The sequence below is a fragment of the Paenibacillus sp. JNU01 genome (assembly GCF_059130585.1).
The window spans coordinates 1,620,810-1,638,653 of sequence record NZ_CP169723.1 but is presented as its reverse complement, the minus strand read 5'-3'; the positions used below and the strand labels follow the sequence as shown (position 1 = coordinate 1,638,653).

Annotated in this window: 22 protein-coding genes; 19 read left to right on the top strand and 3 right to left on the bottom strand. The window is 47.4% G+C overall.

Annotated features, from left to right (window positions below):
• Positions 1 to 67: 67 nt before the first annotated feature.
• A complete protein-coding gene (locus NLBNIHML_RS07015) occupies positions 68 to 1,069 on the top strand; it encodes a patatin-like phospholipase family protein (RefSeq protein ID WP_342570571.1) in 1,002 nt (333 codons plus the stop codon).
• Between the two features lie 57 nt (positions 1,070 to 1,126).
• Here the strand turns inward: NLBNIHML_RS07015 and NLBNIHML_RS07010 are convergent, their stop codons facing one another.
• Positions 1,127 to 1,459, bottom strand: a complete 333-nt coding sequence (locus NLBNIHML_RS07010) for a hypothetical protein (protein WP_339235501.1) — start codon at positions 1,457 to 1,459, stop codon at positions 1,127 to 1,129.
• Between the two features lie 5 nt (positions 1,460 to 1,464).
• Positions 1,465 to 2,457, bottom strand: a complete 993-nt coding sequence (locus tag NLBNIHML_RS07005; RefSeq protein WP_062835280.1) for a DUF1385 domain-containing protein — start codon at positions 2,455 to 2,457, stop codon at positions 1,465 to 1,467.
• Positions 2,458 to 2,670: 213 nt separating this feature from the next.
• Between NLBNIHML_RS07005 and NLBNIHML_RS07000 the strand changes: the two genes are divergently transcribed.
• From NLBNIHML_RS07000 to NLBNIHML_RS06980, 5 genes are all read left to right on the top strand, one after another.
• Positions 2,671 to 3,249, top strand: a complete 579-nt coding sequence (locus NLBNIHML_RS07000) for a YqhR family membrane protein (RefSeq protein ID WP_339235499.1) — start codon at positions 2,671 to 2,673, stop codon at positions 3,247 to 3,249.
• A 76-nt stretch (positions 3,250 to 3,325) separates the two neighbouring features.
• Entirely contained in the window at positions 3,326 to 3,769 is a 444-nt protein-coding gene (gene aroQ, locus NLBNIHML_RS06995; RefSeq protein ID WP_339235497.1) for a type II 3-dehydroquinate dehydratase, read from the top strand.
• Positions 3,770 to 3,808: 39 nt separating this feature from the next.
• A complete protein-coding gene (locus NLBNIHML_RS06990; protein WP_494354073.1) occupies positions 3,809 to 4,882 on the top strand; it encodes a M24 family metallopeptidase in 1,074 nt (357 codons plus the stop codon).
• Between the two features lie 314 nt (positions 4,883 to 5,196).
• Positions 5,197 to 5,754 (top strand): elongation factor P, encoded by a 558-nt coding sequence (gene efp / locus NLBNIHML_RS06985; protein WP_017687580.1) that lies wholly within the window; start codon positions 5,197 to 5,199, stop codon positions 5,752 to 5,754.
• 191 nt (positions 5,755 to 5,945) lie between these two features.
• A complete protein-coding gene (locus NLBNIHML_RS06980) occupies positions 5,946 to 7,199 on the top strand; it encodes an aspartate kinase (RefSeq protein WP_339235492.1) in 1,254 nt (417 codons plus the stop codon).
• 86 nt (positions 7,200 to 7,285) lie between these two features.
• Here the strand turns inward: NLBNIHML_RS06980 and NLBNIHML_RS06975 are convergent, their stop codons facing one another.
• Entirely contained in the window at positions 7,286 to 8,035 is a 750-nt protein-coding gene (locus tag NLBNIHML_RS06975) for a 2-phosphosulfolactate phosphatase (protein WP_339307176.1), read from the bottom strand.
• A 263-nt stretch (positions 8,036 to 8,298) separates the two neighbouring features.
• Here NLBNIHML_RS06975 and spoIIIAA point away from each other — a divergent pair, with 263 nt between their 5' ends.
• The 13 genes from spoIIIAA (at position 8,299) to NLBNIHML_RS06910 (ending at position 17,646) form a co-directional block, all read left to right on the top strand.
• Entirely contained in the window at positions 8,299 to 9,303 is a 1,005-nt protein-coding gene (spoIIIAA, locus tag NLBNIHML_RS06970; RefSeq protein WP_494354072.1) for a stage III sporulation protein AA, read from the top strand.
• Positions 9,296 to 9,814 (top strand): stage III sporulation protein SpoIIIAB, encoded by a 519-nt coding sequence (gene spoIIIAB, locus NLBNIHML_RS06965; protein ID WP_339256208.1) that lies wholly within the window; start codon positions 9,296 to 9,298, stop codon positions 9,812 to 9,814. The genes spoIIIAA and spoIIIAB overlap by 8 nt, the downstream gene beginning before the upstream one ends.
• A 29-nt stretch (positions 9,815 to 9,843) precedes the next feature.
• Positions 9,844 to 10,047: a stage III sporulation protein AC gene (spoIIIAC, locus tag NLBNIHML_RS06960; RefSeq protein WP_017687585.1), complete on the top strand. Its 204-nt coding sequence runs from the start codon at positions 9,844 to 9,846 to the stop codon at positions 10,045 to 10,047.
• A 32-nt stretch (positions 10,048 to 10,079) separates the two neighbouring features.
• A complete protein-coding gene (gene spoIIIAD / locus NLBNIHML_RS06955; protein ID WP_017687586.1) occupies positions 10,080 to 10,469 on the top strand; it encodes a stage III sporulation protein AD in 390 nt (129 codons plus the stop codon).
• A gap of 67 nt (positions 10,470 to 10,536) precedes the next feature.
• A complete protein-coding gene (spoIIIAE, locus tag NLBNIHML_RS06950) occupies positions 10,537 to 11,679 on the top strand; it encodes a stage III sporulation protein AE (RefSeq protein WP_494354680.1) in 1,143 nt (380 codons plus the stop codon).
• 31 nt (positions 11,680 to 11,710) lie between these two features.
• Positions 11,711 to 12,541 carry a stage III sporulation protein AF gene (spoIIIAF, locus tag NLBNIHML_RS06945; protein WP_339235481.1) on the top strand — a complete coding sequence of 277 codons (831 nt, stop codon included), beginning with the start codon at positions 11,711 to 11,713 and terminating at the stop codon, positions 12,539 to 12,541.
• A 15-nt stretch (positions 12,542 to 12,556) separates the two neighbouring features.
• A complete protein-coding gene (gene spoIIIAG / locus NLBNIHML_RS06940) occupies positions 12,557 to 13,195 on the top strand; it encodes a stage III sporulation protein AG (protein ID WP_017687589.1) in 639 nt (212 codons plus the stop codon).
• Positions 13,196 to 13,261: 66 nt separating this feature from the next.
• Positions 13,262 to 14,080 carry a SpoIIIAH-like family protein gene (locus tag NLBNIHML_RS06935; protein WP_339235478.1) on the top strand — a complete coding sequence of 273 codons (819 nt, stop codon included), beginning with the start codon at positions 13,262 to 13,264 and terminating at the stop codon, positions 14,078 to 14,080.
• A gap of 139 nt (positions 14,081 to 14,219) precedes the next feature.
• Entirely contained in the window at positions 14,220 to 14,684 is a 465-nt protein-coding gene (accB, locus tag NLBNIHML_RS06930; protein WP_036614903.1) for an acetyl-CoA carboxylase biotin carboxyl carrier protein, read from the top strand.
• A 55-nt stretch (positions 14,685 to 14,739) separates the two neighbouring features.
• Positions 14,740 to 16,083: an acetyl-CoA carboxylase biotin carboxylase subunit gene (accC, locus tag NLBNIHML_RS06925; protein ID WP_339235475.1), complete on the top strand. Its 1,344-nt coding sequence runs from the start codon at positions 14,740 to 14,742 to the stop codon at positions 16,081 to 16,083.
• A 218-nt stretch (positions 16,084 to 16,301) separates the two neighbouring features.
• Positions 16,302 to 16,712, top strand: a complete 411-nt coding sequence (locus NLBNIHML_RS06920; protein WP_017687593.1) for an Asp23/Gls24 family envelope stress response protein — start codon at positions 16,302 to 16,304, stop codon at positions 16,710 to 16,712.
• Between the two features lie 146 nt (positions 16,713 to 16,858).
• Positions 16,859 to 17,398, top strand: a complete 540-nt coding sequence (gene amaP, locus NLBNIHML_RS06915; RefSeq protein WP_339235472.1) for an alkaline shock response membrane anchor protein AmaP — start codon at positions 16,859 to 16,861, stop codon at positions 17,396 to 17,398.
• Between the two features lie 14 nt (positions 17,399 to 17,412).
• Positions 17,413 to 17,646: a DUF2273 domain-containing protein gene (locus NLBNIHML_RS06910; RefSeq protein ID WP_017687595.1), complete on the top strand. Its 234-nt coding sequence runs from the start codon at positions 17,413 to 17,415 to the stop codon at positions 17,644 to 17,646.
• Positions 17,647 to 17,844: the final 198 nt, after the last annotated feature.

The window sequence follows — 17,844 nt, the reverse complement described above, 5'->3', positions numbered from 1 at the left end:
AGACAAACCCTTGTTCTCATAGAGTGGCAGTAGAAATGTGCTGCCTGGAGAACGGGGGTTTTTTGTGATGTTAATTAACGCGGTATTTGAAGGTGGAGGCGTCAAGGGAATATCGCTTGCAGGTGCTGTTCAGGGTGCTCAAGATTGTGGCATTCAGTTTAATCGGGTAGCTGGCACGTCATCCGGCTCCATTGTAGCTGCGCTGCTGGCCGCCGGTTATCGGGCCGAAGAGATGAAAGACATTATTGAGAAAACACCCTTTATTTCATTGCTGCGTCGTTCCCCCATTTTTAATACCCGATGGATCGGACCCGCAGCAAGGCTGTTCTTGAAGAAAGGACTGTATTCGGGAGAAGCGCTGGAATCATGGATTCGCAAGATGCTGGAGCAAAAAGGGATTCGCACATTCGCTGACTTGCCGAAAGGCAAGTTGCTTATAACCGCATCGGACATATCCAATGGGACCATCTTGGTGCTGCCGGACGATATTCGGCGGTTCGGCATTGATCCTGCTAAGTTGGATGTGGCAAAAGCGGTACGTATGAGTTGCAGTATTCCGTATTTTTTCGATCCAGTTGTCATACGCAAATCGCCAGTATTCTCCAAAGGGCTTCCTTTTCAAGATCAGTTCGTGTACGTAGTGGATGGTGGGTTGCTTAGCAATTTTCCGTTGTGGCTCTTCGATGGTGATCGTACGGGACAGGGGGGAGATGTTATTCCGGTCGTCGGATTCAAAATGGTGGGCAAAACGGAGGTGGAGCCTGCCCGGATTAAAGGACCGCTAAGCATGCTTCAGGCCCTTGTGGAGACGATGCTCACAGCACATGATGAACGCTACATCGAACAGATTAACCGGTTTCGTACCGTGAAAATACCAACGCTTGGCATTAAACCAACACAATTTCATTTATCGTTACAGGACAGCACGGCTTTATACCGTTCAGGTGTTACCGCTGGAAGCGAATTTTTCAACGGGTGGAATACGAAAATGTATGATGAGCAGCTGGACAAACAAAGAAAAGAATTGCGCAAGAAACAAGCAGAAGCTCCACCGCTGATTCCTGTATAAACGTGAAAAAAGCAATTCTCCGCATGGGAGAATTGCTTTTTGTACATTCAGTAACTTTTAGTGATATTTCGGTATATCTTCATCGCTTTTACCCTTTTGTCCCTGAATCACCTGGAAAGGATAATCCTTGCGTTTCTTTGAAGAACCACTGCTCTTTCTGGCACTGGACTGTGCATTGACTTTCGCCATGGTTCGTGCGGATGGCTTAATCTTCGGTGATTTGGTTTTGCTTGCCCAGCGACGAGGCGGATATCTGTACAGCAGGAATACGGCTCCGAACACGACCAGAGGAATAATGATCCTGGATGGACTAGCATTTCCCAGCCAAGTCAAGACTCCAACAGCAGCTAGTGCGATGAACGTCCAAAATAAGATTGCCTGCTTGTTCATATCATTCACCCTTTCACAGGATCGAGTGTTGCAACAGGTACTTCTGATGTAGCAGAGACATTGGCAAGCTTGGCATCCAACTCACGCATACGGTTAAACGAAGCAATGGATACTTCTACCTGTTCGTTGGTCGGTTCTTTTGTTGTCAGCAATTGCAGCCACAATCCCGGATAGCCGAGATAACGCAGTACAGGAATATCGCGTACCGAATTCGTGAGCTTTAACAGTTCAAAAGAAATGCCTAGCACAACTGGCAATAACAACAGACGCTGACCCATACGTTCCCAGAGGTTATCGTACGTGAAGAGGGAGTATAGAAACACGCCAATAATGACAGTCAACATGATGAAGCTGCTTCCGCAACGGTAGTGCAGACGGCTGTACTTTTGCACGTTCTCCGGTGTCAGTTCTTCACCAGCTTCATGTGCGCTAATGACTTTGTGTTCCGCTCCATGATACTGGAAGAGACGTTTAATCATCGGCGTCTGTGAGATTAACCACAGATAGGCCAGTAACAGGATCAGCTTAATGCCGCCTTCCAGTAAATTATGCAAAAACTGATTGTCGAATGCATTTTTGAATAGAAAATTCTCGATAACAACAGGAAGCAATGTGAGCACAACTTTACCAAAAAGGAATGAGAGGATAGCTACGGCGGTCACACCAATGATCATGCTAAGGCTCCACCCCGAACCTTCTTTCTCTTTTTGCTTGGCTTTCTCTTCCGGTTCCAGTTCATCATCAGCATAGGCGTCAGCAGAATAATTGAGATGTCTGCTACCTTTGACACTTGAATCTATAATGCTGACAATTCCGCGTAATAAAGGAATCCGCCGCAATTTCGTGACCCAGGACTTGTCTTGCTTGGGAACTTCCAGATACGTAATTTCGCCGTCTTTTCTACGAACAGCTGTAACGTTGACATGTTTCCCACCAAACATTACGCCTTCAATGACAGCTTGCCCCCCATAGCTGACAGGCTTGGATTGTTGAGGCAAATTATTCACCTTCCTATTCTGTTCTTGGCCTTCGCAATCAAAGGCAGTTTAATAACCCTATTGTATCGAATTTTAAGACCAATTTCTAGTTTGTGAGTCAAAGCTTGAAGGATGTTGTTAAGATTGTCCTGTTTTGAACATACTACCTCTTAGAATCAGACAGGAAATTCGGGGCATAACGCGGGATTATCAACTGAATGAAGGAGAATATCGATGACAGAACGTACGCATGAAGATACATCACATCATGAAGGTCAACGACCGAGAGAACGGCAGCCGAAAGACAGGGGCAGGCGCCCTACCCAGAGGCAGGGTCAAGCGCACTACTATACCAAGCCATTTTCCTTTGCTTTGGAGCTTGGTTTCTTTGCAGGTCTAATCTGGGGAGGGCTACACTGGCTATTCTACCTGTTGCACTTTACGATTGTGCCTGTAGGATTTCTCGCAGAGCCTTTTTTCAAACATCAATATATATATACCGCAGCAGGGCATTTAACAGGGTGGCTGTTTTTTATTGTCTTTTCGGTCTTGGCTTCCTTGCTCTACACGTTTACGATTAGAAAATTGAAAGGGCCGTTACCCGGCATGGTGTATGGACTTGTCTGGTGGCTGATTCTCTTTGTACTGGTCGGACCAAAACTGGGAATGATGAAGCCTTTGAAGGGTTTAACATGGGATTCCATCATCACGGAAATCTGCTTCTTTTTGCTATGGGGGCTGTTCATTGGATACACGGTAGCCATGGAGTACACGGATGAACGCAAACGCGAGCCAGAGCAAGCAGGGGCATAGCGCAAAAAAGCTTCTCAATCCGGCAATGCCTGTGTTAAAATAGCAGATGGTTATTTGCAGAGAGGGTGGAGCAGCGATGAAACGAATTATTGTGATCAATGGTCCGAACCTGAACATGCTTGGCGTACGCGAACCAGGCATCTATGGAACGCTTAGTCTGAAGGATATTGAGGACAAAATTCGCAGACAGGCTGATGAACTTGGCGTCTCCATCGCTTTTTATCAATCGAACCATGAAGGGGATATCATTGATCGTATTCACGCAGCGATGGGAGAAGCAGACGGAATGATATTGAATGCCGGAGCATTTACTCATTATAGCTATGCTATACGTGATGCAATCAATGCTGTAAAAGTCCCTACAGTGGAAGTACATCTATCCAACATTCATGCACGCGAAGCGTTCAGACATCATTCAGTGATTGCAGCGGAAACAATCGGGCAGATTGCCGGATTTGGCGAAGTAAGCTATGAACTGGGATTGCTGGCTCTTGTGCGTCATCTGGACAAACAAACCTGAGCCGGGAACCCGGGAATGTGAGAGAAAGAAGGGTTACCGATGGAAAACAAACGAGTTAATAAATTGCGTGAAGCCATGCGTGAGCGTGAACTCAGAGCAATGCTGATTACAAACCCGATTAACCGTCGTTATATGACGGGTTTTACAGGCTCGGCGGGATATGTGCTGATTACGGAACAGGATGCTTTCTTGTTGACTGATTTCCGTTACATGGCTCAAGCGCCTCAGCAAGCCAAAGGATTCACTGTTGTGGAGCATGGGGCTAAGCCGATGGATACGGTGCGCGAACTGCTTGCGTCCGCGAATATCAAAGAAGTAGGCTTCGAGCAGGATAGTGTTACATTCGGCACGCACTCTGCTTATGCTGAAGCACTTCAATCTATTGAACTGAAAGCTGTATCCGGGGTTGTGGAACAACTTCGCATGTTCAAGGATGAAGACGAGATCGCGGTCATGCAGAGAGCGGCAGATCTGGCAGATGCCACATTCAGCCACGTTTTGCAGTTTGCAAAACCAGGCATGACGGAGCGGGAAGTGGATCTGGAGATGGAGTTTTTCATGCGCAAACATGGAGCAACGTCCTCTTCGTTTGACACCATTGTAGCATCGGGTGAACGTTCTGCTATGCCTCACGGGGTAGCGAGCAGCAAGGCTATCGGGCAAAATGAGTTAATTACATTTGACTTTGGTGCACTTTTGGACGGATACTGTTCAGATCTGACACGTACCATTGCAACAGGTACACCTGTACCTGAACTGCGCAAAATTTATGACATTGTACTGGAAGCTCAGTTACATACGCTGGAGAACCTGAAACCGGGCATGACCGGACGGGAAGCAGATGCATTGGCTCGTGATATCATTGCAGGTCACGGATACGGAGATCAATTCGGACACAGCACAGGCCACGGTCTGGGTATGGAAGTTCACGAAGCTCCTCGCTTGTCCAAGCTTAGCGATGATGTATTGAAACCGGGTATGGTTGTTACCGTTGAACCGGGTATATATATTGATGGGCTTGGCGGCGTGCGTATCGAGGATGACGTAGTGATTACCGAGACGGGTATTCATATTCTCACGAAGTCGGACAAGAAGTTCACCGTAATCGGCTAAATTACAGCCACAAGGGATATAAGACGATTTTTAATATAAAGGTACAGGTTATTGCTGAATGTTTTGGACCATATGCAAAAGTAGTGAAGGGAGCGGAATCGATTCTGAAGAAGCGAAGCGCTCGCCTTTGTCTCCTCATTTTAAACCTTATTAAAATCTAGTCGGGAAAATGAGGAGACAACAGCGATCGGAGGAACGATCCGAACCCGTAACGGTCACATCGCACATGGTCATCAATTCAGAATAAACCCACCTTTACATTAACCCATCGTCTTATATCACCTACTTTTCAACCATATCAGGAGGGATTTTTTGTGATTTCAGTAAACGATTTTAAAACAGGCTTGACCGTGCAAGTAGACAACGATATCTATACCGTGCTTGATTTCCAACACGTTAAACCAGGTAAAGGCGCTGCCTTCGTACGTTCCAAATTGAAAAACCTGCGTAATGGTAACACCGTTGAAAAAACATTCCGCGCAGGCGAAACCATTGGTCGTGCCATCATCGAAAACCGCGGCGTATCCTATCTGTATGCGAGTGGTACAGAGCACACGTTCATGGATAACGAAACTTATGATCAGTTCACATTGACTAGTGATCAACTGGAATGGGAATTGAACTTCCTGAAAGAAAACATGGTCGTTAAAATCGTTAGCTACCAAGGTGAAATCCTCGGAATCGACTTGCCAACAAGCGTTGAGTTGAAAGTCATCGAGACTGAGCCAAGTGTTAAAGGTAACACTGCACAAGGCGCTACCAAAAATGCAAAAGTGGAAACAGGCTTGAACGTACAGGTTCCTTTGTTCATTAACGAAGGTGACGTTCTCCTGATTGACACACGTGAAGGTAAATACTCTTCCCGTGCGTAACTTTCACAAGCTGTAAGCTAATAAACGGTATTAACAACCCTTTGCCATTCCTTTGGCAGAGGGTTTTTTTCGAAAAAAGATTAGCCTATCAGGCGCTTTCGTAATATACTGGGTTAAAGTCATTTCTCGTAGAGAATAATGACGATGGACATCAATTATGCATACTGCACAAGGTAGGGAGTGGATTTGCGTTGTCATTGTACGTCATGAAATTTGGGGGCAGCTCGGTCGGAGATACAGAACGCATGAAGCGTGTAGCCGGACGTGTTGTAGAAAAAGCGGATGAAGGACATCGGTGTGTAGTCGTGGTTTCGGCCATGGGGGATACAACAGATGATTTGATTGATCAGGCAAAACAACTGAATAGTGAGCTGCCTGCTCGTGAGATGGATATGCTCTTAACCACAGGAGAACAGATTTCGATCTCTTTGTTATCCATGGCTATTCAAGCGCTTGGGCGCAAGGCAGTATCGTTTACAGGCTGGCAAGCGGGTTTCCGCACAGAGCCAGTTCATGGAAAAGCACGTATTCATGATATTCATCCAGACCGTGTGAATGCAGCACTTGCTGAAGGCAACATCGTTATTGTTGCAGGCTTCCAGGGCATGACGGAAGACGGCGAGATCACAACATTGGGTCGTGGTGGTTCGGATACTACAGCGGTAGCGCTGGCAGCAGCCATTAAGGCTGATGCGTGTGAGATCTATACGGATGTAGACGGAATATATTCTACGGACCCGCGGATCGTTAAGGTAGCGCGCAAGTTGAAGGAAATATCGTACGACGAAATGCTGGAGCTCGCTAATTTGGGGGCAGCGGTGCTGCATCCGCGTGCTGTAGAGTACGCGAAGCATTCCGGTGTACCTTTAATTGTAAGATCCAGCTTTAACCATAATGAAGGAACGGTTGTGAAGGAGGAAGCAGCAATGGAACAAGGCGTAGTGGTTAGTGGAATTGCCTATGACAAAAATGTGGCTCGCATCAGTATTTTGGGTGTGCCGGATGTACCAGGAGTTCTGGCCGAAGTATTTGGTGCACTTGCGGCCAATCAGCTGGATGTGGACATTATCGTTCAGAGCGGAGTGATGGATGGCAAAGCGGACTTCTCGTTCTCTGTGGCGCTGTCTGATCGTGAGAACGCATTGCGTGTCATTGAAGGCCTTCACAGCCGTTTGCCTTACCGTGAAGTCACATCAGAGGAGAACCTCGTTAAAATCTCCATTGTTGGTGCAGGCATGGTCAGTCACCCAGGTGTAGCTGCGAAGATGTTCAAAGTCATCTCTGCTGAAGGCGTGAGCATCAAAATGGTGAGTACTTCGGAGATCAAAGTATCTTGTGTTATTGATGGAGATAAGCTGCATGACGTCATTAAGGCATTGCATACAGCATATGATCTAGACACTGCCGAGCAAGCCGTTATCGGTGGACCACAAGATCGCAGATAAGTTGTTTCTGTGTATGTAAATTAGCAAAGGTGTACTGTTGCCAAGGGGCAGCAGTACACCTTTTTTTGTTTTACTCATCGCCATTCTCACATCAACTTGAACATCTTCCCCCCACGTATGCCTCTATAAGGTTGCATGCGGTTCCCCTCCCCCATCTCGGGAACGCAATCCAGCAGGTTTAATTGAGAACAATACGATATATCATGAACTCTGCCTAACTTTTCAAGCCTCCGTCCGCTAACCGATCTTTGCACCAGATCCGGGATGCTCTCCTGTTTTTGGGATACCGCTTGATGAAGCACTGTGCCGAGATCGTTTAGTTGGAGGGGAGAACAGGATTGACGGTGCAGTTCATCGATGATACATCCAGCACATAAAGCGTCCTCCAGTGCAAATTCATCCTGGTTCCCCGCACATAACAGCAATACATCTCGTTGAAGTTCACATAGAACTGCTGCAACAGCCTGCACATTGAGGAATGAACCAGCGAATACATGTTTCCCCTTGGAAGCCTTGATCAAAGCTCGGGTTCCATCGGTTGTGGTTAGAATAATGGTTTTATCTGCAATGCCTGCGGTCATATATTCATAGGGGGAATTCCCCACCTCAAATCCGGTGATTTTTTTGTCAAAACGCTCTCCGCCTCGAATGCAATCTTTCACTTCCATTTGTTTGGCTTGTGGAACCGTCTCTACGGCAATCACAGCCGAAGCGTCATACGCCAGAGCCGTAACAATTGTACTGGTCGTACACAATACATCAATGACAACTGCACTTCGCCCTGCAATATCAATGGTACGCACTTCATTCACATTGCCAACGACATCGACTCGCACTCCCCACAGCTCCTTTCTGTATCTGGGGATCGGTAGTTCTGTTTTGAACCCGAATGGAACTTACCTATCTGCCATTACTGTATGCATGCGCATCTAGACGGGTGCCTAGAACAGAAGGTGGATCTATGCTTTCAACTCTCAACCGTATTCTGAAGAATTGATAGATTTCAGCGTCATAAATTAAATGTACAGGCATAAACTTGAGATATGAACAAGCGCCAGAAGCGTGAACCAAATGATCTCAAGGTTGGAGGAGCCTACTCATGAAGGTGAACTGGAAGGAACTTTTTCCGGAACCGATCCGAACCATTCTCGGAAGGATGCCACCCGCTCTATTGGAACAAGTGGAGGAAGTACGTATTCGTGAAGGCAGACCCCTGGAGATTAATGCAGACAACACATACCACTTCCTGACACCTCAAGGTTGTCCGACCGGGAATCCTGATGAAGCGTATGTCCCTCAGAAAGAAGTGACCCACAGGTTGCTGGATCTGATCAGTAATCATTCACTTTATACATTGGAAGAGGAGCTGCGCAAAGGGTTCATCACCATACCTGGCGGACATCGAATTGGACTTGCTGGCCGGACGGTACTAAGTGATGGGCGTGTTGAATACTTGCGCGACATCAACGGGTTTAACGTTCGGATAGCCCGTGAGGTACATGGAGTGGCTGATCGTATCCTTCCTTACCTTCTCGACATGAAGAGCGGACAGGTCCTGCACACGTTAATCCTGTCACCACCACAACAAGGAAAAACGACGTTGCTGCGAGATCTGGCGAGACAAATTAGCAGTGGTACAAAGCTTACAGGGGGCAATGAACTGGTTCAAAGCATTCGTCCACGTCTGAAAGTAGGCATTGTGGATGAAAGGTCCGAAATCGCTGGTAGCTACAAAGGAGTACCTGGCTTCGACGTAGGTCCCCGAACCGATGTGATGGACGGTTGTCCGAAGGCTGAGGGCATGATGATGATGCTTCGATCCATGTCGCCCGATGTCCTGATTGTGGACGAGATCGGTCGCCCGGAGGATGCTGAGGCGGTGATGGAAGCCCTGCATGCAGGAGTCTCTGTGATCGCGACTGCTCATGGCCGTGACCTGTCGGAACTGTCGGCCAGACCCGCCCTCAGAACCTTAATTACAGAGCAGATGTTTCAACGTTATGTCCAGCTGCAACGGACGAGCCGGGGCATGACCTTTCGGCTGGCTGATGGCAAAATGCGTGGGTTGCAGCAGAGCGGGGCAGGAGGTGAAGGATTTGGTTAACATGCTTGGTGCGGTAATCATTCTATTAGCCAGCACCCTCGCCGGTTTTTACAAGGCCAGACAGTATGCATTAAGACCGAGACAGTTGCGAGAACTCATTGCGGCCCTCCAGCGACTAATGACGGAGATTAACTATGGGCTCACTCCACTTCCCGATGCCATGAGTAAGATGGGAGCCCAGACCAAAGAACCTGTTAAGACGCTGTTCCTTCATGCAGCCACACAGATGGAACCTCCCCATGGACTCACCGCCCGCGAAAGTCTGCAGTCAGGCGTGGATGTGGCATGGGGAAGATCAGCCATGAAGGCTGACGAGCGTGAGGTCATGATGCAATTAAGCTTCAGCCTTGGCACAAGTGACCGTCAGGATCAGACCAAACATATATCGTTAGCCATTCAACAACTAATGCATGAGGAATCCCGTGCTCAGGCGGATCAAATGAAATATGAACGAATGAGCCGAAGCCTCGGGATGCTTGTCGGAGCGTTAATCGTCATTCTGATCTTCTGAAATAGCCGGGATAGTGAGGTGCCAAGGTCATGAATCTAGAAGTGAACGCAATCTTTCAAATTGCGGGTATCGGAATCATCATTGCCATGATTCACACGGTACTGAAACAAATGGGAAAGGAAGATATGGCTCACTGGGTGACCGTAATCGGATTTGTCGTTGTATTGTTCATGGTGGTCCGTATGTTGGACAGCCTGCTGCAAGAGATCAAATCGATATTTCTTTTTCAATGAAAAACGGTCATAAAGCCGGATGGTGGTGACCTGTGGAAATTATACAAGTTGTAGGTTTGGCGCTCATCGCAACAGTACTCATTCTGGTCATTAAGGAACAGAAACCGATGTTTGCCTTTCTGATTGCAGCCGCGACCGGCATTGTCATCTTCATGTTGTTGATTGGCAAAATCGGTGCAGTCATCGAAGTGTTGAAGCGGCTTGCCGAGAACTCAGGCATGGAAAGTATCTATCTGAAAACGGTGCTGAAAATTATTGGCATAGCGTACATTGCTGAATTTGGAGCGCAGATTGTCAGGGATGCAGGTCAGGAGAGCATTGCGTCCAAGATTGAACTGGCCGGTAAGGTATTGATCCTTGTACTTGCTATACCGATCATCAGCATTATTATCGAAACCGTCATGAAGCTGATGCCGGTGTAGAAGGGGTGTGCGGACTTATATGAAATTAATGCATCATAAGCCGCAGTGGCGCCTTACGGTTGTGCTGATGCTCTGTTTTCTGTTCGGAGTCCTGGGACAGGTGACTGCAAGTGCACCTTCCGGTGAGTGGATGGAGCAACAGGCGGATCAGCTTCCCAAGGATCAGGTGGAGAAATACTGGGACCAACTGATGCAACAATACGGTGGTTTCTTCCCGGATGGGAAGACCCCTTCCTTCATGGATATGTTAATCCCCGGCAATGAAGGGTTCAGCCTGAAATCGGTGTTTGTAGCCATAGGCACCTTCATGCTGCATGAAATTTTATATAATGGCAAGCTTCTGGTCACGATTGTGATGTTAAGCGTACTCAGCATGATTCTGGAGACCCTTCAGACCGCATTTGAGAAAAATAATATTAGCAAAATCGCCTATTCCATCTGTTATATGGTCATCATCATCATTGCAATCAACAGCTTCAGTGTGGCGATTGGATACGCCAAGGATGCCATTACCGGCATGATCAACTTCATGATGGCCATGGTTCCCTTGTTATTCACACTGCTCGCGTCCATGGGGAATGTCATCACCGTCTCCGTGACCCATCCACTCATCATTTTCATGATTCATCTGGTGAGTACATTGATTCACTTGCTGGTATTCCCGTTACTCTTCTTCTCAGCTGTTCTGCATCTCGTCAGTTCATTGTCTGACAAGTACAAGCTGACACAGCTGGCAGACCTCCTGCGCAATATTAGTGTGGCATTGCTGGGTATCCTGTTGACCATGTTTTTGGGCGTAATCTCGGTTCAGGGGGCATCGGGTTCCGTAGCGGATGGAGTCAGCCTGAAGGCCGCCAAGTACATCGCAGGTAACTTTGTCCCTGTTGTGGGCAGAACATTTGCGGATGCGACGGATACGGTCATTACAGCTTCTCTACTGGTGAAAAATGCAATTGGACTCACCGGGGTGATCATCATTTTGTTTCTATGTGCCTTTCCGGCACTCAAGATCCTGGCTCTTGCCTTGATATACAACGTAACGGGAGCCATCATGCAACCGCTAGGAGACACCCCGATTGTAGGATGCCTGCAGGCCATTGGTAAGAGCATGATTTATGTATTTGCGGCGCTCGCAGCCGTCGGACTGATGTTTTTCCTGGCAATTACCATCCTGCTGACCGCGGGCAATCTGACTGTCATGATGCGCTGAATGTATGTTGGCAAGAAAGGGGATGGAAAGGATGGGGTGGCTGAGCAACTGGCTCCAGGAATTGATTATGATCGTTCTGCTGGCGACTTTCGTGGATATGCTATTGCCGAATCGATCCATGGAACGTTACGTCAAGCTTGTGCTGAGCCTTCTCATCCTGCTGACCCTTTTATCACCCATAACCAAGCTGCTCAAAAGTGATCCGGTTGGCGAACTGAAACGGGCAATGTCGGCAATGGATGCTCCATCGGATGGGAATGCAACACTTGAACAGATTTTGGCTCAGGGAAAACGACTGCAAGCGGGTGAACAGGAACAATCCCTGCAATGGACAGCAAAAGAACTGGCTAATGTCATGAAAGGCCAGATTGAAGAAACCACAGGAGCGAGGGTTCGATCCGTAGAGGTACAGCTAGCAATGAGTAAATATGAAACCGAGATGGAAGCTGCCTCATCCGTCGAACTGCCTGTGATCCAGCGTGTGTTGGTTGAGATGGCAGGAGAGGACGCAGGAAGTGAAGTGAAAGCTACACAGCAAGAAGTCGCTGTAAATACACAACCCATATTCGGTACAGACACAGCAACCGACAAGGATAAGTCATCTCAAATGCAGCAGCCCATCCAGATCAGTCAGATTGAAGTACCTGATGTACAGATTGATGTAAATAAAGGACAGCGTGATGGAAATGAAGCGTCTTCCGAGCCTGTTATACGTGATCAAGCAGATGAAACTAAGCAACAAGGTGAGACATCCACAAGGTCTGAACATGCAGTGCAGATTATTACCTTGTTGACTGAAAAGTGGGATGTTGATGCAAATAAAGTTCAAGTGACAGAACCGAAAAGTGCTGAAGTGCTCTGAGAAGGAGGGTATCCGATGAAACAATGGTTCAAAAAGATGGAAACCTGGATGGGTGGCGGAGAGGGTGGGGCAAGGCGGAGTCAAACCTTCCGTTGGCTGATTATCCTTGGTTTGATCGGCGTGGGAATCATGCTGTTCAATTCCTTTGTCAATGTCAAAAAAATTGATTCCGAAAATATCGGTCGGGAACCACCGGACCCGGCAACATCCATGGCATCCATACAGAGTGATCCGTCGGAACAGAATCCTTTTCAGGCGATCGAAATTGCATTTGAAGACAAAATCAAAGGTGTGTTGGAAAACATCGTTGGTGTGGGGACAGTTGATGTGATGGTTACCGTGGACTCCACAGAAGAACTGGTCGTTCAGCGGAACGTTAAGGATTCTCAGCAACTTACCGAAGAAACGGATGCCAGCGGGGGCAAACGACATATGACGCAATACACCCGTGATGGTGAGATTATTACGTACGAAATATCAGGGGATCAGACACCCATAGTGACCAAAAAGCTCAAACCGCAGATCCGTGGTGTGCTTGTGGTTGCGAGGGGTGCAGAGAACAAGGTTGTGAAGGACCTGATAACCGATGCTGTAGAAAAAGGACTGAATGTGGCAGCCTACCGGATCTCGGTTGTACCACGCAAACAAGACTAATTTGGTTTGTTGAATCACAAGATTCAATTCTCATAAGATTGAAGCCAATTTGAGGAGGAAGTTCTAATGAATAACAAACGTCAAACGGTATGGCTCGTTTCCATGCTGAGTCTGATGGTCATTTTGTCCGCGTATTATCTGTTCACTGAAGATTCCGGTCCAATCAACGCGCCGGTGGCTGACAGTCAGCAAGTCGATGGAATCAAGCAAGGGGAAGCGAAGGAGACGGCAGGCATTCTTGATCCTACAGAAGGATTGGTTGTGAATGAAGTAGTAAGTAGCGGCGAAGTTGAAAGTGATCCAAGTGCGGCTGGCGCTGTGGAAGAACCGGCGGCTACGGAAGGTAAAGAAGCTGGAAATACAGAGAAAACACCTGCTGCCGAACCGGGAGAGAATAAGGGTGAAACAGGCAAAGAGACCGACAAAGGGGCAGCAACCACACCGGAGACAGACGGTCAGGCTGGGGGCACTGCAACCAAGACTGATGAGGAAGTCCTCAAGGAAATGGAAGAGCAGAATACGGCAGCATCTGCGAGCAGCCAGTTCCAGAACTATCAATGGCAGCGTGAAGAGAGCAACAATCGCAAGTATGAGGAACTGATGACTGTGGCAGGCGACTTGAGTAAAACACCAGAAGAGAATGCAAAAGCAACGGAGCAGCTCCGTACCTTGGAAGAAAAAGAAGCCAAAATCACAGGCATTGAGGAGACCCTCTCCCAACAGTTCGCCAATGCGATTGTTCAAGAAGAATCCGACAAGTATAAAGTGGTGGTCCTCAGTGACAAACTGGATGTAAAACAGGCGGTATCCATTGTGGATCTGGTGATGAAAGAATTAGCCGTTTCACAGAACAAAATCAGTGTGCAATACGTCACAGAGCAGTAATCCAAATCATGGAAAAGCAGTCCCGGGAGCTTGTTCCACTCTCGGGCTCTTTCCATTTTTAATGATTATGATATAATACATAAAGCCATATGACCGTCCTAGTGAGACTGGCATGATGCCGAAGGAGTGAATAATGGAAATGTTTAAATTGAGTGAGATTAAAGAACTGATCAAACTGGTAGATGAAAGTTCCGTTCAAGAGTTGGAAATTGAAAATGAAGGATCACGGTTATCGATCCGCAAACCGGGCAAAACGGAGTATGTTCAAGCAGCTGCTGTGCAACCGCAAATGATTGCTGCTCCGCAAGTACAGCCGGCAGCAGTGGTAAGTGAAGCTGCACCGCAGGTCGATACTACAAGTCATTTACATAAAATTGTATCTCCGATGGTAGGTACTTTTTACAGAGCTTCCTCGCCGGAAGCGGGTCCTTTTGTGAGCGCAGGTGATAAAGTTGTTGAGAAAACAACGGTATGTATCATCGAAGCCATGAAGCTGATGAACGAGCTTGATGCGGACATCAAGGGAGAAATCGTTGAAGTGCTGGTTGAGAACGGACAGCTGGTCGAGTATGGGCAGCCCCTTTTCCTGGTGAAACCGGAATAACCGTTATAGCTGGTTAACAGCTAACCGCATGAGCTTCGAAGGAGGACAAAACGAAATGAAATTTCAAAAAATACTGATTGCGAACCGTGGTGAGATTGCGGTACGTATTATTCGTGCCTGCCGCGAAATCGGCATCTCAACGGTAGCCGTCTATTCGGAAGCGGACAAGGATTCTCTGCATGTTCGTCTTGCAGATGAGGCTTACTGTATCGGACCGACACTGTCCAAGGACAGTTATCTGAACTTCACCAACCTGATGAGTGTAGCTACCCTGACGGAATGTGATGCAATCCACCCTGGTTATGGTTTTTTGGCGGAGAATGCTGACTTTGCAGAAATCTGTGGTTCCTGCAACATTACATTCATCGGCCCTTCACCCGAAGCCATTACCAAAATGGGGGACAAGGCTGTTGCCAAACAGACGATGAAAGATGCAGGAGTACCTGTTATTCCTGGATCAGACGGTCTCGTTGAAAGTATGGAAGAAGCCATCATGATTGCTAGAGATATCGGATATCCTATCATTATCAAAGCTACTGCCGGTGGCGGAGGTAAGGGGATTCGTATTGCCGAAGATGAAGAGACGCTGATTAAGCAGATTACGGCTGCTCAGCAGGAAGCACAAAAGGCATTTGGTAATGCAGGTGTGTATCTGGAGAAATTCCTGACAGGCATGAAACACGTGGAAATTCAGATTATTGCTGATAAACACGGAAATGCAGCACATTTGGGAGAGCGTGATTGCTCGGTTCAGCGTCGTCGCCAGAAATTGGTAGAAGAAGCTCCATGTCCGATTCTCTCCGAAGATGTGCGTACACTTATGGGCGAAGCTGCGGTACGGGCTGCCCTTGCTGTGGATTACTCTGGAGCAGGTACATTGGAGTTTCTGCTCAGCCCGAATGGCGAGTTCTATTTCATGGAGATGAATACGCGTATTCAGGTAGAGCACCCGGTAACTGAGATGGTTACTGGCGTGGATCTGATCCGTGAGATGATCTCTGTAGCGGAAGGCAACCCACTTTCATTCCGTCAGGAAGACGTGGTTATCAATGGCTGGTCCATCGAATGTCGTATCAATGCAGAAGATCCGGACCGTAACTTTATGCCATCACCAGGCAAAATCGGATTCTACCTTGCACCGGGAGGACCTGGCGTTCGTGTAGATAGTGCTGCGTATCCTGGTTATACCATTTCACCTTTCTACGACTCCATGATCGCAAAATTGATTGTGTGGGGAGCGAATCGTGAAGAGGCGATTGCCAAGATGAAGCGTGCACTTGGGGAATTTGCGATTGAGGGCATATCTACAACCATTCCTTTCCATCAGAAATTGCTGGAGCACCCGACGTTCATTCGTGGTGACTTTGATATCAAATTTCTTGAGGAAAACGAGATTTAATAGGTATATTGGGCTTGTTTGTCATAATGTAGCCCAAATGATATAGTATGTAATAATAAGAGCGCATGTCTCCTGCAAAGGATAAGCCCGCACCTCGCGGATGTTTGCAGGAGTTCCGGTAAAGCCGGACCGGAAGGGTTCTGAAGGTTATCTAACCTGAGTCCAGCGCCCTGACGGATGGCCGCAAACTTATCTCGCGAAAGGTGTGTTGAACAGTTATGAGTACACTACCGACTGAATTTGAACGAACGGATATCGGTGAAATCCAAATCGCACCTGAAGTTATTGAAGTGATTGCTGGATTGGCAACCCTTGAAGTAAAGGGTGTTGCAGGCATGAGTGGCGGATTCGCTGGCGGATTTGCTGAATTGCTTGGCCGCAAAAACCTTTCCAAAGGTGTTAAAGTTGAAGTGGGCCAACGTGAAGCTGCAGTTGATGTTTCCGTAATTATCGAGTACGGATACCGTCTGCCACAGGTAGCTACGGAGATTCAACAGAACGTGAAACGTTCCATTGAGAACATGACAGGATTGAATGTGAATGAAGTGAATGTGCACATTCATGACGTTCAGTTCAAGAGCACCGAGAAAGTGGAAGAGATCGACCTGAACAGTCAGCGCGTAAAATAAAAGAAGACAGATTCCCCCGGCATATTCTGCCGGGGGTTATCCCCGTCTTGGACAGGTCTTCATTATAGTGAAAGCTAGATGACGATCTCATTTTTGCTAGTGAACAGGTTAAGTCATGTTAGTGAGCAAGGGAGGCTGTGCAGTTCGTGGCTAAAATACTGGATCGGCTTCTGTTGTTTATATACAGCATAAGCGTTGGAGCAATATCGGCAGCCGTCATTCTTCTGATCAGCGGTGTGCTGCCTTACGAATTGAATTATCAGCAGGAACAAAACGTTATTGTTGCATCGGTTATTGCAGCAGCCATTTTGTTTGTCCTGAGTTTGCGATTTTTCTACATCTCGGTTCGGCGTGAGCGTGCATCGTTGCCGTCTGTAGATCAACGTACGGAGTTTGGTGATGTACAGATTTCGATGGAGACGATTGAGAATCTCTGTTTGAAGGCAACTTCCCGGTTCCGGGGAGTACGTGATGTCAAGGCACGCATACGCGTGGTTGAGTCAGGACTGGAGATTATGATTCGTGCGGTAGTGGATGGTGAGACACCTATTCCTGCGCTGACTTCTGATCTGCAAAAGGCGATACATGATCATGTACAAGAGATCACGGGCATCCCGGTTTCTTTTGTAACGGTGTATATCGCCAATGTAACCCAGTCGCCTAACTACAAGAGTCGAGTGGAATGAGGTGAGTTTCACTGATGCTGTGGAAAGAGATTTGGGATAGTCATAGAGGCCGAATTACCGGAATTATCGGCGGCATCTTTTTTGGATTTCTTTATGTATGGATCGGTTTTTGGGATATGTTGTTCTTTGCACTCTTGGTGTTCATCGGTTATACGTTAGGCAGACGAAGCGATTCGAAGCTGGGTTCGTCCATTCCCTGGAGGGAGTGGGGACAATGGCTGGGCGATCGCTGGCGTCCGTTTAAATGACCTACCTGAACCCTGCAATATGTTTCTTCCGAAAATAGAGCTGTAGTTTAGGTTGCCCGTTTTTTGGAGGAGACGTATTGCAGGTTTTTTTGTGAAAAGAGATAACAATAACAATACCGTGGAAGCCATCGACTAATCCCTTGAGGACTTGATGAGATGGTTGCATGAATTATAAAATAAGCATGATGACGCTCTAGA